Genomic DNA, 15,082 nt, shown 5'->3' with positions numbered 1-15,082 from the left:
AACGGGTTCATTTCTTTGAACAAGATATTAATTCCCGTCCTTTTGAAATTTGCGATCGCTTGTGGGTGAAAAATCACCTTGAAGAAGATGAGGAAAAACTACGGGTTTCAAGATAGACGTGGTTTATATCGATCTATTTCAGTAATCTAGATCACTTCTGACCTCCTGCACCTATATATTGCCTCAAAATCTGGTCACGGCTTGATAAATTAGACTGCGGCAGTTGGTTAGGCTGCTGTATAGAATTGCCATATATAGACTGTGGCGGTTGTACAGGCTGCTGTACAGAATTGCCTCTCACAGGGTTTATGGGTGTAACCACACTTTGGCTGGGAATCTGGTTAGAGTAGGGTGCAATATTAGTTGGTGCAGGAGAGATTGGTATTGCAGGTGCTACATTGGGCAAGACTTGACCACTATTTAAATTACTGTAGGGATTTTGCGGTAAGTTTGTACCTGTTGACGTGTAGCTAGTTCCAGCACTTAACCCAGTTCTTGGTAGATAATTCTGACTGGATAGGGTGTTAGTGGGTAGCATTAGCGTTGTACTTTCATTAGAAACTCCCCCCAAGGGATTTGTCTGAGTTGAAACTTTACCATTGAAGCTAGATAGTTTCTGGTTTGTAGATTGGTTAAGCGCTGCTTGCAAAGGACTGATGAAAACAGGATTTTGCTCCTTATTGGTTTGATTAGTTAATCCAATTCCCAAGTTAGAAGAGGATTTTAGCGCTGCTGTTTGCTCAGACGCCGCAGTTAAAGACTTAACCTCTAGAAATTGATTTTTACTATTAGATGCCTTTGGACGCAATAAATTTTCTGCTTGGAGCACAAAGGGATTTGTCACATTTTGTATCGCTGGGCTACTAACTATCCCCAAGCTGGGATTGGATTTAACGTCACTAGCATCAGACTTTTGTTTGTTAATTACATCATCTAATAAACCTTTACCCTTCTTTGCCTCAGTATTTCCCTTGTGGGTATTTGCCGTTACTAAAACAGTTCCTTGCTTAAAGTCATTAAACAGAACTGGCAAGTTATCAATATCCGCTGCAATGGCTCTCTCTTCTGCTGACAGAGAGGAGTCAGCAGGCTTTTGTGAAGCGACTTGCTTATTTAGCTTGCGAGTCAAAACATCTGGATTTGACCAGTATTCCCAAGTTCCTAGCCCGACCACAGATAAAAAAATTGCTGTTCCCCAAAAACCAGGTCGCCCTAGATTCCATAATCTGGCTTTGAGATAGCGTAAGTAAGCGGGAGGATAATGAGTACGTGGCATGGCTTAAGTAATTGAAATTTACTTGAAATCAGCAAAAAAATTTACAGAAGCTGAAAATCGCAACCGAAGTTGGATAGTGATCTCATCCTAGCTTTTGAATAAGTTATTAGTCATTCTCAATATACATGTAGTAGTCAAAAATTTACTTTTCACCTTTTAGAGTAATTTGGTAAGGTTTTTATTTGTGAAATCAGCATTGGGTAACTTCAATTTTTACTCAATACGGCAAGTGTGCGATCGCCAAGCTAGTTAGAGTAATTCACTTGCATTTAACTAGGTTGGAAATTGCTAGGAGTAACTCCTCTGGCGCTACAGGTTTGGCGATGTGCTGTTGAAACCCGGCTGCAAGTGTCTGCTGCTGATCAATTTCGCTTGCATAAGCAGTCAGGGCGATCGCGGGAATCTGTTGTCTTCCTTGTTTTGCCTCTAAAGCTCGCACCTCTTGTATTAGCATATAGCCGTTCATTTCTGGCATCCCGATATCGCTGAGCAAGATATCTGGCTTGGACTGTGCAAAAGCTTGTAATGCTTCATCGGCCGATGCTACTGCGGTTACGAGCGCACCAAACTGTTCGAGTACAAAGCTGAAAAAGTCACGAGTGTCAGCATTGTCATCTACAAGCAGGATTTGTATACCGGTGAGGGGAGCAGAAGCATTAACGGTAGTTAAGGCGGTGGGCGTTCCATCCTTGATGATTGCGCCATCTTTGAGCAAGGGTAGCCTAACTGTAAAGATGGCTCCTTGCTGCTCACCTGGACTTTGGGCCCACACTGTTCCGCCGTGCATCTCGACTAAGTGACGGACGAGCGCTAAGCCTAACCCCAACCCACCAAATTTTCTGGTTGTCGTACTGTCGCCTTGATAAAAATAGTCGAACACATGAGGAAGAAAGTTAGGGTTGATACCCTTACCATTGTCACTCACGGTAATCTGAGCTTGAGCCTCAATGCACTCCAATCGCACATTTACTTGTCCCCCACCAGGTGTAAACTTAACGGCATTCGATAGTAGGTTCCAGAGGACTTGCTGTAAGCGAGCGGAATCACCCAAAACTTGCCCAATAGAAGGGTCTAGCATCGTCTCAATCTGAATCGTTTTCGCCTCAGCTGCCAAGCGCACTGTTTCCATTGCGGCTTCAATGGTGGATGCTAGATTGACTGATGTCATGTTGAGATTGATTTTCCCTTGCAGGATACGAGAAACATCCAATAAGTCTTCAATCAGTTGAGCTTGCAATTTGGCATTGCGCTCAATGGTTTCAAGTGCTTTCTTAACTGCTGTCTCATCCAATTTACGACTCTGCAATAGTCTTGACCAACCTAAAATCGGATTTAGTGGCGATCGCAATTCATGGGATAATACTGCTAGAAATTCATCTTTAATTCGGTTGGCTGCCTCTGCTTCTGCTCGTGCTGTTTGCTCAAGTTGCAGGAGGCGATCGCGCTCTGACTCGGTTCGCTTGCGATCTGTAATATCGGTTAGCATGGCGATCGCACCTAAGAATTCACCCTGTTCACTCCAAATTGCTCTAGCAGAAATTAGTGTCCAGATATACGAACCATCCTTGCAGCGCAATTTACCTTCTTTGAGATCATTCCCTTGTTGCTTGAGCCACTCTAGTTTCTGTTGGGCAGCTATACCATCAGCCTGATCCATAAAATCAAATATGGAACGGCCGAACATCTCTTCTGCCGTATAGCCCAACATCTCAAACATCCGCTGGTTTACAAACTCTGTTCGTGTCTGAGAATCGATCATCCAGATTCCCTCATAAGAAGTATCAACAATTCTGCGATACCTAGCTTCACTCTTTTGTAGGGACTCCTCTGCTCGCTGGCGTTCACAACGCTCCTGGGCTTCCCGCAATGCCCGTTGTACCGAGGGAACCAACCGCCCTAGTCGCTGCTTCAACACATAATCGGTTGCACCATTCTTCAGGGCTTCGATCGCCAATTCTTCACCCAACGCCCCAGATACAAAGATAAAAGGAACATCTGGACAACGATTGCGAGCAATTTCTAGAGCAGAAATTCCATCAAATGATGGCAGGGCATAATCAGCAAGAATTAAATCAAAAGCCTTTGTTTCCAGTGCAGCCAAAAAGTCAGCGCTGGTTTCGACACGTAGGAGTTTGCAATCAATTCCTCCTTCTGTTAACATCGCTTCGGTAAGCTCTGCATCCAACAGACTGTCTTCCAAAAGTAGGAAACGCAGGACACTCATCACTTGCTCTCCTGCTGACGATGAGGTACAGGAGGTAGAGCACCAAGGGGTGGCTGATTGATCACTGCCCAAAACAGTCCCACACCCCTAATAGCATCGACAAATTCATGATAATCTACAGGCTTGACGACATAGGCATTGACACCTAAATCGTAACATCGAGATAAATCTGGTTCCTCGCGGGAAGAGGTCAGTACCACGATAGGAATCACTCGCATTTTGGGGTCAGATTTGAGTTGTGCCAGCACCTCTAATCCATCGATTTTAGGTAATTTCAAATCGAGCAGCACCACAACAGGATACCCCTCCATTCGTAACCGAAACAAGCCCCGGCGGTAGAGATAATCCAATGCTTCCTCACCATCACGTACTACCACTACTTCGTTGGCAAGATGGTTTTCCGAAAGGGCAGCCAGGATTAATTCTGCATCATTGGCACTGTCTTCAATCAGCAGAATTCGCTTGAGTTCCTTCATTCACTCTCCTTGTTGAACAACTTAGGCAGTGAGAAATAAAAGGTGGCTCCGTTGTCAACCACACTCTCTGCCCAAACTCGACCATTATGTCGATGGATAATCCGCTGCACATTTGCCAATCCTACACCCGTGCCTTCAAATTCTGGGTCGCTATGTAGGCGTTGAAATACGCCAAACAATTTGTGGACATATTGCATATTAAAACCAACGCCGTTATCTTGCACAAAAAAGATAACTTCGTTTTCATGGTTGATACTTCCAATAGTGATTTCTGCTAGGGTGCGAGTCAGAGTATATTTAATTGCATTGCCAATCAGGTTGCAGAGAACGAGGCGCAGCATAGAAGGGTCGCCCTGCACCTCTGGTAATGGCGCAATATGCCATTCGATTGTGCGTCCTATTGTCTCTGTGACTAAATCGCGTTTCACTTCTCGCACCAGTTGATCCATATTCAGGGTAATAGAGCGCATCTCCGTGCGTCCCATCCGGGAAAATGTCAGCAATTCATCGATTAAGATACCTGCCTCTTTAGCGGTTTGGGCGATTATCCGTAAATAGCGCTGACTCGTTTCATCTAAGCTGGTTGAATTCAGCCGCTTTTGCAGCAATTCCACAAATCCGGCTATGTGGCGAAACGGTGCTCGCAAGTCGTGAGAGACTGAATAGGAAAAGGATTCGAGTTCCTGGTTAGCAACTTCCAGTTGGGTAGTGCGCTCTTTGATTCCTTGCTCCAAAATTTCATTGAGTTGTTGGATGTTGGCTTCAGCTTGCTTGCGATCGCTAATATCAACACACGAGCCGATATAGCCAAGAAACTCCCCTGTTGGTGCGAACCTAGGTACACCAGTATCAAAAAGCCAGCGATATTCGCCATCAAAGCGTCTGAGGCGATATTCCATTTCAAAATGTTGTCGGGCATCAAAGGCATTGGTGTATGTATCTAAGCAACGCTGCAAATCATCGGGATGAACGCTTTCAGCCCACCCGTTGCCCATCTCTTGCTCTAGAGTCCGCCCGGAAAAATTTAACCAGGATTGATTGAAGTAGTTACAAAGCTTGTCAGTACCAGACATCCAAACCAGTACGGGAGCGGTATCTGTCATCTGGCGAAAGCGTGCTTCACTTTCACGCAACGCTGCTTCTGCTTGCTTGCGATCGCTTATATCAGCAACCAATCCCAGCATCCGCACTGCTTCCCCTTGAGCATTATGATAAATATGCCCACGTGCCCAGATCCAGCGTAATTCTCCGTCGGCACGGCGAATACGGCACTCCAAATCCCACACCTCATTATTAATTAGCGCAGCCTGAAATTGGGCATCAACCAAAGGGCGCTCCTCTGGAAGTACGTGTTCTAAAAACATTTCGTAAGTCCATTCGGGTAGAAGAGACTCATAGCCAAAGATTTGGTCATGGCGGAGGGAACGGTGAGCAGTCTGGTTTGTCAAATCTAGATCCCAGTCGCCCAATTCTGCGGTTTGCAATGTAAAGCTCAGCCGCTCCTTACTCTCGCGCAACTCCTCCTCTGCCAGTTTGCGCTCAGTGATTTCGCGAAAGAAAATTCCTAAACCCTCTTCTGAAGGGTAGGCATGAATCTCAAGCCACACATCATAATTGGGCGGTGAGTGGTAGCGATGTTCAAAGTGGACGGGAACTTGCTCTGCCATCGCCCAGCGATATTGGCGCTCTACGTTAGTGCCAACTGATGCAGGCCACTCCTCCCAGTGAGTCTTCCCGATGACCTCAGTTCGTAGTTTGCCGTTGAGCCGCTCAGCTTCTTTATTTTGATATATAGTCCGCCAATTTTGGTCAAGGGCAATGAATGCATCAGTCATCCTCTCCAGAATGTAACTGATTTGCTTATAAGCTGACTCAGCTTCTTGTTGTGCCGCCTCGCTAACAACTCGCAATGCCTGTTCACGAAGGGTTGCGGCTTGTCGCATCCGAGCCATGTTTAAAGTTGCTTCAACTCGCGTTAGCAATTCCTGAGCAGAAAAAGGCTTGATTAGATAATCATCGGCTCCAGCTTTTAGCCCTTCAATGCGAGACTCTTCCCCAGCACGAGCCGAAAGCAAAATAATGGGTAGTTCTCTCGTTTGTGGATTCGCCCGGAGTTGACGCAACAACTCGAAACCATCGAGTCCTGGCATCATCACGTCACTCAAAATCAGATCAGGTTGTTGTGTCTGAGCCGCATCCAGAGCCGCGATCCCATCAGCAACTGCCTGAACTTCATAACGTTGGTTCAATAGTCGCTTTACGTAGTCACGCATATCGGCGTTATCGTCAGCCAAGAGAATTCGTGCAGATTCTTGCAGAGGTGAAGAATTAATAATTTGTTCCTCTACTCCCTCGCTCCCCTTCTCTCCCTCCTCTTTAGGGAGCAACCAGTGCAGGGCTTCTTGAACATACGGGGCCGCTCCTGTTGCGGTTGAGACTACAGTGTTGTGTTTAGTGTAGCTGGCGCGTAGCGCATCGCTCGGAAGATGGGCAAATCCTGTTGGTAGCGACACGGTGAACCAAGTTCCTTGATCTACAACACTATTGACTTGAATATTACCTCCATGCAGTTTCACTAACTCCTGAACCAGCGATAACCCTATCCCTGAACCTTCATAAGTCCGTCCCCGCGCACCCTGCACTTGATAAAATCGCTCAAACAAATGGGGAAGTTCGGCTACTGAAATACCAATGCCTGTATCCCGGACTTCTAACTCAACATGGTCTTCTGCCCAACGGAGGGTGACTTCAATTTCACCTTCAAAGGTAAACTTGAAGGCATTGGAAAGTAGATTCAGGACAATCTTCTCCCACATTTCGCGGTCTACATACACTCTTTCAGGCAGAGGTGGACAGTTGACTATAAGTCGTAGTCCGGCTTGTTCAATGGCGGAGCGAAAGACGCTCGCTAACTCCGCTGTTAACATTGCCAAGTCTGTTGGTTCGTAAACTACTTGCGATCGCCCGGCTTCAATGCGGGAAAAATCAAGGAGAGTATTAACCAGCTTGAGCAAACGTAATCCATTACGCTGCACCATCTCCAATTTTTCGCGCTCCCCTGGCTGGAGTCCTGAATCGTTAGCTAAAGTCTCTGCTAATGGCCCCAGCATTAGGGTTAGCGGCGTGCGAAATTCGTGACTGATATTACTAAAAAAAGCAGTTTTAGCCTGATCAAGTTCTGCTAGGGCTTCTGCTCGTTTGCGTTCCTCTTGGTAGGCATGGGCATTAGCGATCGCTGTGGCAACGTTGCTAGCAACTAGCTCAAAAAAGCCTCGATATTCATGATCAAACTCCAGGTGAGGACTAATACCAAGGACAAGCAACCCCGCTAACTGCTCTTTTTGAACTGCTTGGGCGATCGGCAAAACCATCGCTGATCGCGGTGACTCTTCCCAGGCTCCACCTGGTAGCTCACCAAATAGGTGCGTTAACTGATTAATAACTACTGCTTGTGCAGTTTTGCTCACCTGTGCCATCTGCCAGGGGTCGGTTTTCTGAGTTAAGTCAACCTGTTGAGGACTGGCAGGTATACCCGCTTCCAGCCCTACTGTTTCCACAAGGTGAGCTTCGCGATCATTTTCTATTAAGTACAGCAAGGCAAAAGGAAGATCGTAAGGATTTTTTGCCAGAGTTGCGCTAGCAATGCGACAGGTCTTTTCAACCGACTTGGCTTCCACAGTACTAGCAGCCAGTTCCCGTAACGTGTCCAGACGCCGCTCACCAATCACCCGTCGAGTGGTTTCAGTGACTGCGGTAAACACTCCTCCCACTTCTCCTGTTTCTAAGAAGATGGGGCTATAAGAGTAGGTAAAGTAGGCTTCCTCGATATAGCCGTACCGATCAACCAACAGCAACATGTCATCAGACCAGGTTGCCTGTGCGGTTGTTAACACACTTTCAAGCTGCACGCCAATTATATCCCAAATCTCAGCCCAAATTTCTTTACCAGGGCGTCCTAGTGCGTGTGGATGCTTAGTACCCAAAATCGGTCGCCAAGCATCGTTGTAAAGCAACACTAATTCCTTGCTCCACCAGATCACCATTGGAAAGCGAGAATTCAGGCAGATGCTGAGGGCGATTCGCAGGCTTGATGACCAGGTTTCAACAGCACCGAGTGGTAATTGCGACCAGTCGAGCGATCGCATGAGCGTTCCCATCTCGCCACCTCTAGCAAAGAAATCGTTTGTCATTTGTCATTCTCTCTCCCTGTTTCCTCTGCTCCCTTTCTCCCCCTCTTTTTCAACTCGCTCTCGTGTCAACCGATCAATAGCATCACCCAAGGCGGTAGTGAGACTTTTGCGGGTTTGAGCGTGGTTATCTTGCTCCGTTTTCAAAGCTTGCACCAAGCGATCGCGTTCTTTGATAACGGCAATGACTTTAACTTGCAAGTCATCTATAGATTTTAATGGTTCTATTTCTTGTTGAATAGCTGTTACTGCTGTACCATCAGCAAATCTCTGTTCCTCTCTACCCTGGATTTTTTGAAGCTCTGCTTTCAGGGATGCGATCGCCTGTTGTGACATTTGAGCATCTGTCCGGCGTTGTTCTGCTTCTGTATTGTAAAGTTTACGCCATTTTTGGGCACTTTCCCAAGCCGTATCGCGATCGCGCTGCTGTTCTGCTAGTTGTTGTTTGAGGGTCTGAATTTCCGTCAACCATTGTTGTGTTAAGTCTTGACTCATAAAAAGTTATTTGTGTTATTTCGATTTACCTGCTCCGATAAAGACTGATAGGCTACTGGTGGAGCCAGAGAAAGAGATTTTCAACTTTATATACCACTCTTAATATTGTCTATGACATTTATTCGCTATTCCCTTTTAATCGCTAAATCAGCTGCAACTGTATTTATCAGGACTTACGCAAGTGTCACAAAAATCTCAATTTTTTGTTTGTAGTGAGGACTTTAGTCCTCAAAATAAGGACTAAAGTCCTTACTACGAACTTCAAATAATATGCCAGTTGCGTAAGTCCTGTTTATGACGAATCATCGTTTTGTCCGCTTTTTTCGCCACCTTAACGGTCGCACACTCAAGAAAACTTTTGCTAGGACAACTGAAAGACGACTTTTAGGACTTGCCTCGGAAATTGCCTTTAATGCTATGTTATCGCTGTTTCCAGCTATTCTTACTCTCCTCACAGCCATTGGTTTATTTGAAGAATCCTTGCAAGACACCTTTAAGCAACTGGCGGTGCAACTAAGTCAAGTTCTACCCGAAGAAGCACTACTTCTAATTCGTGATTTTGCCACCACAGAAATTACTGACCCCAAAAATGGTGGTTTGTTTTCTTTAAGCTTTGCGATCGCACTTTGGACTGCGTCTGGAGCAGTAAGTACGGCTATGACTGCTTTCGATCAAATTCATCAAATTCCTCCAGAAACGACGCGCCCCTTTTGGAAAGCCAAACTCGTCTCTTTGGCATTAACAGTCGGTACTATTTTACTTTTAGTGTTGGCTTCTTTTTTAGTCTTTATTAGCGACCTGCTTTTGAGCCTAGTGGTGCGTGAAAATGGCTATTTGGTCTTTTTATTGCATATTTGGCAACTGTTACGCTGGCCTTTAGCTTTAGGTATTGTTGCTGCCGCTTTTAGCTTTGTCTATCGCTATGGCCCCAGCACATGGAACTCAGGGACACCGATTATGCCCGGAGCAATTTTAGCAGCTGTTTTCTGGGCAATTTTGTCTGCCCTATTTCGGCTTTATGTGGCGAATTTTGGCAACTATAATAAAGTCTATGGGGCAGTGGGGACTGTGATAGTGTTAATGCTATGGTTGTGGATGAGCGCTGCTGTTCTATTAGTAGGCGACCAGTTAAACGTGAATGTTGGCGAAGATATGCGCCTGAAAACGCGATCGCGTAGCGTCCCCTAGAGAAGGTATTGCAATCTAGCGAAGAATATTAAAGAGAAATATACTCATAATTCCCTGTGTAAACTGTTAAAAGATCTCAGTAGGGGAGTAGAATATCTAACGATTCAATACAAATAAGCGATCGACCCAATGTCGGAATCTCCTCCTCAGTTTTCAATGATTTCACCTGATGCTAAAGCACCAACCTTGAAGCGCCTCCGTCAAATGAGCCGACTCCTGGATAATATGATTATGATTCCTGGAACGCAGGTTGGTATTGGTCTAGATCCACTTATAGGGCTTATACCCATTGGTGGTGATTTTTTGGGAATCATGCTTTCTAGCTACATTATCCTAGAAGCAGCACGGCTGGGTGCGTCTAGAGCCACTTTGGGTAGAATGTTTTTGAATGTAATCATTGATGGCTTAGTAGGCGCTATCCCAGTGTTGGGAGACTTTTTTGATTTTGCCTGGACAGCTAACACTCATAATCTTAGGCTATTGGAAGAACACTTAAAGTTTCCTAGCGAGAAAAGGCGTGCAGATAGGTGGTTCATTTTTGCCGTTTTGGTTGGATTATTGCTGATCGCTATTGTCTTAGTAGCATTACCTGTGATACTAATTAGAATTCTATTGAACGCCTTCGCTGGCACTTAAATTAGTTATTGATAGAATGAAAGATTGGTGGCAAGCCACTTTTCCTAAAGGGCGGCAAAGTCTAATTATTACTGATGCTAAAGGGTATCCTGTACAAATCGCTTATGGCGAAAAAGGTATAGGTAAACCGTTAATTTTATTACATGGCATGGGTAGCTGGAGCTACAATTGGCGCAACAGTATCGCACCATTATCTAAATATTTTCGGGTGATTTGTTTTGATGCCAAAGGCTATGGATTTTCAGAAAAATCATTGTCTCGCCGAGAAGATAACGGTCATCAAGTTATTGAGTTAGAGAGAATTATTCAAGTATTATGTGATGAACCTCCAGTGATTGTGGCAGAATCTTTAGGCGCATTAGTTGCCCTTGCCCTTGCTCAAGAAAATACCCAATTAATTGGGCGATTAGTAGTAATCAATGCACCTATTTTTGCTGAACGTTTACCCCATTGGGCTATGGATTTGATTGCCCAAGCGCCTTTGGAAATAGTGCAAACAATTGACTATTTGCGTTTGGCATATTTCTTAGCACCTTTAGTTAGAGAAATTATGGCAATAGAAAGGCGTGGGGTACTATTTGATCCATCAATTCTGACACAGGAAGATGTCTACTGGATAACTTACCCGTTTATTGAGCTACCTGGCACTCTTGTGAAAGTCGCGGAAGAATTACAAATAGCGGCGCGAGAAATTAAAAATTTCCAAGAGAACAAACCAAATATGCTTAGTAAAGTTCAAAGTAACCTGGATGCTATTAGGTGTCCTACACTAATTTTGTGGGGCGAGCAAGATAGTTGGTTTCCCGTGAGTCATGGTGAGAAATTGCATCAACGCCTTCTTAATTCCAGGTTACAAATTCTCCCTAATTGCTGTCATGATGCCTCAACTGGAGCTTTTAAGGTAGTAAATGCAGCAATTATTGAGTTTTTGCAAGATACTGGTTTTTGTTAACAGAATGCCCTAAATAGGGTCATTTTTTGTTTGTGACAAAAGGATTTTCAATCTTTAGTCTAGCAATCCCTTGAAAATCATTAGCATTTCTTGTGACCAAAAATGTGTCTTTATGTAGTGCAGTAGCAGCAATAATTGCATCAGGAAGCTTAATTTTATACTGTCGTTTCAATTGAATTGTCTGCTCTTCAATCTCTCTTAATAAAGGAACTGAATAAAATTCGGATAGTAAATCTTTGATCGCTTGCTCTTCTTCTTTTTCTAAGCCTACAAAACTTAGTAATTCCATGCGGATAATCGGTGAGATCAGAACTTCGTGTAAATTGAGAAATTGTTCTGTAAAAAATGAATTAACTATTGGTTCATCCGCAAGATAATAAATAAAAATATTTGTATCATAAACGTACCTCATCCGTCCCACTCCTGACGTAAAGCATCTAAATGAGCCAGCATGGCTTCTTTTTTATGCTTCAAAAGCTCTTTAGCTTGAGAAACTTTTTTATAGTCTTTTTCCCAATCTAACAGCATTGATTCTGGTATATCTACTGTAATTGAATTTTCATCTTGATATATAAGATAATGTTTTGGTATTTTAATTATTGGCACAGTTAGATTCTCTTGTTTCTAAGATTTATTGGTTTGATTATAACGGATTTGTTTTAATTCTTATCAAACTTGATGACTTCAAGCCGCACACTCGTGACTTCTAGTCATGGCGTACACCCGATATAAGCCCCAGGGATAGCCGTTTCTACGTCTAAAGATACAAGTTTATTTAATTTTGAGAAATTAATCAAAGATTAATGAGATATTAAGTTGAAAAACTAATTCAGATAGAAACTTATGGCAACCGAGCAAGAGCTTCAATCTCTTTTTAATACCTTAGATAGCGATCAAGACGGCAAAATATCCATTAATGATCTTTTTTTAAGTCCTGGCTTAAGTGCAATCATTTCATCAGAAACAAATACCACTAGTCCCCAGGAATTGCTAGTAAATTATGATTCAGACGAAGACGGTAGTATTACCTTTGAAGAGTTAAAGGAAGCAGTTGAGAAAGCAAATAATTTAAACTAGTAACCCAATCTCTAACACCCAATACCCAATACCCAAAAATCCCTCTCTAGCCCACGCTTTGAGGGATTTGCAATTTTCATGGTCATTGGTGACTCGCTAGAAATGGTCGGGATGGGGCATCGCCACGACCTTAAACGGACAGGGAGCGACTATCAGACTACAACGGTAGCAAGTTGCTGTGAACTTTGACATACCTCCTCGTCCTGAAGGAGCGAGGATTCCTTGACACTTCACTGGGATGCGCCACTAAGTGGTCTTATCGTCCCTCCATGTCCGTTTATAGTCTCCCAATGCCCTATGGCGACTTGTTTCTATTGTAGCAGCAAAAGCCGTCCTAGAAGGACGGGGCTTGTATCCCATTATTTTGGTCAAGAATCACCGAGGCTTTAGCCCGGTGAGCATGTCAAGCCAGAAAACATAGTGAATTTAACTATTTGCTGAGGGAAGATTATCTAGAAGCCGTTTACGAATTAGCACCAGTTGTTGTTGAGTGTTAATTGGGCTGCGTGGTGCTGGTAGCTCTGTATTCGGCCAGTTAGGTAAATTATTGCAGGGACATAACAAAGCTGGCATCCCGACGTTTCGTGCGACTACTGGCATAGTACAGCGGCTGCAAGGCAGCATATCCCATGCTGGCGTCAACAGTTCAGCAATGGTTTCTTGCGTACCCTCCAGGTAACAATCACCTGATTCTGGTGAAAGAATTTTTTGCCAACATTCTTCAAATTCTTGACTATACCGATCGCCTTCTAGCACTGATTGAGGCAAAAAGCTTGCCTGACCATTACCCGTGATAACTTTTTTACCTAACTGAAACCAGTAGGCAAGATATTCTCTAACTTCTTGTTTGGTTGCCATATTACAATTTTAGATTTGAGATTTGAGATTTTGGATTAATTTGAATCAAGAGTTAAGAATCCTGACTCCTCACTACTCCGGCTTCTTCTATATTGGGCAATGGCGAACCTAGAACGCTGAGATTGAGAACATGACCGCCAGTGACTAAATAAACTGCTTCACTAAGTAAACCTAACTGGCGCACTAGAGAACCCAGGCGATCGCGGAACGTCCTACCAATCGGATAAGCTGGCACTACACCCCAACCCGTTTCTTCTGCTACAAATAGCATATCAGCAGCCACCAGCTGCACCGTCTCTAACAACTCTGCAACGACGTTTTCCCAACTCAGGTCGTCTTGTTCCAAAAAATTAGCTACCCAAGTTCCCAAAGAATCAACCAAAAGGCACGTATTCGGCTTTGCATCAGCCAGGGTAGCAGACAATTCTATAGGTACAGATAGCGTTACCCAGTTTTGAGGGCGACGATTTTGGTGTTTTTGAATGCGTTTGTGCCACTCTTGGTCATCTGGATTGTCATTAGCTGTTGCTATATAAACAACTACTTTCCCCGACTGCATCGCTAGAGTTTCCGCCCACTCACTTTTACCAGATCGTGCTGGCCCTGTGACTAAGATGACTTTACCCAAAGTTTTTTCCTTAGTATCTTAGAAAAGATAACTATGGTAATAATTTATCACCAAAGTTTTTAGTTTATGGGTGAAATTTTTGGTAATAAATAACTTTTAGGAGATAAAATTAGCACCAGCACAGCATTTTTAATGCAACAAATGGCAAAAGCCGAAATCCCAACAACCCCATTCATAATTATTTAACACCATCGGGGACAGCAAATTTCAGGTTATCTTTTATGAAAACAGGCTTAAAACGCATTGAGGCAACTCTACACGATATAGGGACTCGCGGCACTGCCTCCGCCGCCCAAACAGGTGATTCGACAAAGCGGCCTTTCTCTTTTAGGATCAGCGTCGGTGCAAATGAACCTACGGGAAGCACACAGACTTCATCTGAAGGGGACGAGGAACTAAAGCTACAAGGGCAAACAGTTAATCTTGATGTAGATACCGATCAGGACTATTCTGCCGAACCAAATTTATTTCCCCAGCATGAATCTGTGCAGACCTTTCAAGCACAAGAGGACGGTGAAAGAACACCGAGCCTACCTAAGTTTAAAACTCCTAGTTTAAGTAGTCATCGCCACGGAGCCAATCCAGCCTTGGCGATGAATCTATTACAAGAAATTCAGCAAACTGTCGCTGGTTGGCAAATTGAATTGCAAAAAATATTACAGCAAATTCAAAATATTTATTTAGAAGGCCCAATTGTGAATGGCTGGTTAGAGTCTAATATTCAAGAACCAGAACAAGGAGGAACTGCAACACTGCGCCATGCAGAAGTTGACCGCCTCATGGACTACGTGGAAGAAATTTGCTCAACTGGCAATAAAGTATCTTATCAATCATCTAGTACTGGCTATCGCCTCTGTGGCGTGGATAATTCTGGTAAAGTCTGGTCGCGTCCATGTCCACCGGATCAGGTTCCCACTGTCAGCATGGCGATCGCCCGTTATCAAAAGTTACGTCAACTATTGGGGCGCAAGCAATATCTAGAAACCCGTCTCAGCCAATTAGCCCAAACGCTCGTGGTTTTACACGGTCACATGCAACAAACATAAAAATCATGTTTACAAGGGGATGGGGGATTGGGCATGGGG

At 44.1% G+C, this 15,082-nt stretch carries 14 protein-coding genes; 5 read left to right on the top strand and 9 right to left on the bottom strand.

Features of this window, described 5'->3' with window-relative positions:
* Positions 1–151 precede the first annotated feature (151 nt).
* From IQ246_RS23215 to IQ246_RS23195, 5 genes are all read right to left on the bottom strand, one after another.
* Positions 152–1,276, bottom strand: a complete 1,125-nt coding sequence (locus IQ246_RS23215; RefSeq protein ID WP_194005692.1) for a hypothetical protein — start codon at positions 1,274–1,276, stop codon at positions 152–154.
* Positions 1,277–1,535: 259 nt separating this feature from the next.
* Positions 1,536–3,500: a response regulator gene (locus IQ246_RS23210; protein WP_194005691.1), complete on the bottom strand. Its 1,965-nt coding sequence runs from the start codon at positions 3,498–3,500 to the stop codon at positions 1,536–1,538.
* The gene (locus tag IQ246_RS23205) at positions 3,500–3,976 is read right to left on the bottom strand and encodes a response regulator (protein ID WP_194005690.1); all 477 of its coding nucleotides are present in this window, start codon (positions 3,974–3,976) and stop codon (positions 3,500–3,502) included. Before IQ246_RS23205 ends, IQ246_RS23210 begins: the two co-directional genes overlap by 1 nt.
* Entirely contained in the window at positions 3,973–8,166 is a 4,194-nt protein-coding gene (locus tag IQ246_RS23200; RefSeq protein ID WP_194005689.1) for an ATP-binding protein, read from the bottom strand. The genes IQ246_RS23205 and IQ246_RS23200 overlap by 4 nt, the downstream gene beginning before the upstream one ends.
* Positions 8,167–8,169: 3 nt before the next feature.
* A complete protein-coding gene (locus IQ246_RS23195; protein ID WP_194005688.1) occupies positions 8,170–8,658 on the bottom strand; it encodes a hypothetical protein in 489 nt (162 codons plus the stop codon).
* A 294-nt stretch (positions 8,659–8,952) separates the two neighbouring features.
* On the opposite strand from IQ246_RS23195, the gene IQ246_RS23190 reads away from it, so the two are divergent.
* From IQ246_RS23190 to IQ246_RS23180, 3 genes are all read left to right on the top strand, one after another.
* A complete protein-coding gene (locus IQ246_RS23190) occupies positions 8,953–9,846 on the top strand; it encodes a YihY/virulence factor BrkB family protein (protein ID WP_194005687.1) in 894 nt (297 codons plus the stop codon).
* A gap of 129 nt (positions 9,847–9,975) precedes the next feature.
* The gene (locus tag IQ246_RS23185; RefSeq protein WP_194005686.1) at positions 9,976–10,482 is read left to right on the top strand and encodes a DUF4112 domain-containing protein; all 507 of its coding nucleotides are present in this window, start codon (positions 9,976–9,978) and stop codon (positions 10,480–10,482) included.
* 16 nt (positions 10,483–10,498) lie between these two features.
* On the top strand, positions 10,499–11,434 hold the full coding sequence (locus tag IQ246_RS23180) for an alpha/beta fold hydrolase (protein ID WP_194005685.1): 936 nt from the start codon (positions 10,499–10,501) through the stop codon (positions 11,432–11,434).
* Between the two features lie 19 nt (positions 11,435–11,453).
* On the opposite strand, the gene IQ246_RS23175 is transcribed toward IQ246_RS23180, so the two are convergent.
* Positions 11,454–11,846: a type II toxin-antitoxin system VapC family toxin gene (locus IQ246_RS23175; RefSeq protein WP_194005684.1), complete on the bottom strand. Its 393-nt coding sequence runs from the start codon at positions 11,844–11,846 to the stop codon at positions 11,454–11,456.
* Positions 11,843–12,040 (bottom strand): hypothetical protein, encoded by a 198-nt coding sequence (locus IQ246_RS23170; RefSeq protein ID WP_194005683.1) that lies wholly within the window; start codon positions 12,038–12,040, stop codon positions 11,843–11,845. The genes IQ246_RS23175 and IQ246_RS23170 overlap by 4 nt, the downstream gene beginning before the upstream one ends.
* A gap of 237 nt (positions 12,041–12,277) precedes the next feature.
* Here IQ246_RS23170 and IQ246_RS23165 point away from each other — a divergent pair, with 237 nt between their 5' ends.
* Positions 12,278–12,511, top strand: a complete 234-nt coding sequence (locus IQ246_RS23165; RefSeq protein WP_194005682.1) for an EF-hand domain-containing protein — start codon at positions 12,278–12,280, stop codon at positions 12,509–12,511.
* A 426-nt stretch (positions 12,512–12,937) separates the two neighbouring features.
* Here IQ246_RS23165 and IQ246_RS23160 read toward each other — a convergent pair whose 3' ends face one another.
* Positions 12,938–13,369: a hypothetical protein gene (locus IQ246_RS23160; protein WP_194005681.1), complete on the bottom strand. Its 432-nt coding sequence runs from the start codon at positions 13,367–13,369 to the stop codon at positions 12,938–12,940.
* 52 nt (positions 13,370–13,421) lie between these two features.
* Entirely contained in the window at positions 13,422–13,997 is a 576-nt protein-coding gene (cobU, locus tag IQ246_RS23155) for a bifunctional adenosylcobinamide kinase/adenosylcobinamide-phosphate guanylyltransferase (protein WP_194005680.1), read from the bottom strand.
* 221 nt (positions 13,998–14,218) lie between these two features.
* Between cobU and IQ246_RS23150 the strand changes: the two genes are divergently transcribed.
* Positions 14,219–15,043, top strand: a complete 825-nt coding sequence (locus IQ246_RS23150) for a hypothetical protein (RefSeq protein ID WP_194005679.1) — start codon at positions 14,219–14,221, stop codon at positions 15,041–15,043.
* Positions 15,044–15,082 lie beyond the last annotated feature (39 nt).

The organism is aff. Roholtiella sp. LEGE 12411 (genome assembly GCF_015206995.1).
In the GTDB taxonomy this organism is placed as follows: domain Bacteria; phylum Cyanobacteriota; class Cyanobacteriia; order Cyanobacteriales; family Nostocaceae; genus Komarekiella.
The sequence above is the reverse complement of the archived record's forward strand: the minus strand, read 5'-3'. Positions and strand labels throughout refer to the sequence as shown.

Coding starts and splice junctions, on each gene's coding strand:
- IQ246_RS23195 (WP_194005688.1), bottom strand. CDS start 8,658: ATGAGTCAAGACTTAACACAACAATGGTTGACGGAAATTCAGACCCTC.
- IQ246_RS23185 (WP_194005686.1), top strand. CDS start 9,976: ATGTCGGAATCTCCTCCTCAGTTTTCAATGATTTCACCTGATGCTAAA.
- IQ246_RS23215 (WP_194005692.1), bottom strand. CDS start 1,276: ATGCCACGTACTCATTATCCTCCCGCTTACTTACGCTATCTCAAAGCC.
- IQ246_RS23150 (WP_194005679.1), top strand. CDS start 14,219: ATGAAAACAGGCTTAAAACGCATTGAGGCAACTCTACACGATATAGGG.
- IQ246_RS23210 (WP_194005691.1), bottom strand. CDS start 3,500: ATGAGTGTCCTGCGTTTCCTACTTTTGGAAGACAGTCTGTTGGATGCA.
- IQ246_RS23175 (WP_194005684.1), bottom strand. CDS start 11,846: ATGAGGTACGTTTATGATACAAATATTTTTATTTATTATCTTGCGGAT.
- IQ246_RS23160 (WP_194005681.1), bottom strand. CDS start 13,369: ATGGCAACCAAACAAGAAGTTAGAGAATATCTTGCCTACTGGTTTCAG.
- IQ246_RS23165 (WP_194005682.1), top strand. CDS start 12,278: ATGGCAACCGAGCAAGAGCTTCAATCTCTTTTTAATACCTTAGATAGC.
- IQ246_RS23200 (WP_194005689.1), bottom strand. CDS start 8,166: ATGACAAACGATTTCTTTGCTAGAGGTGGCGAGATGGGAACGCTCATG.
- IQ246_RS23190 (WP_194005687.1), top strand. CDS start 8,953: ATGACGAATCATCGTTTTGTCCGCTTTTTTCGCCACCTTAACGGTCGC.
- IQ246_RS23205 (WP_194005690.1), bottom strand. CDS start 3,976: ATGAAGGAACTCAAGCGAATTCTGCTGATTGAAGACAGTGCCAATGAT.
- IQ246_RS23180 (WP_194005685.1), top strand. CDS start 10,499: ATGAAAGATTGGTGGCAAGCCACTTTTCCTAAAGGGCGGCAAAGTCTA.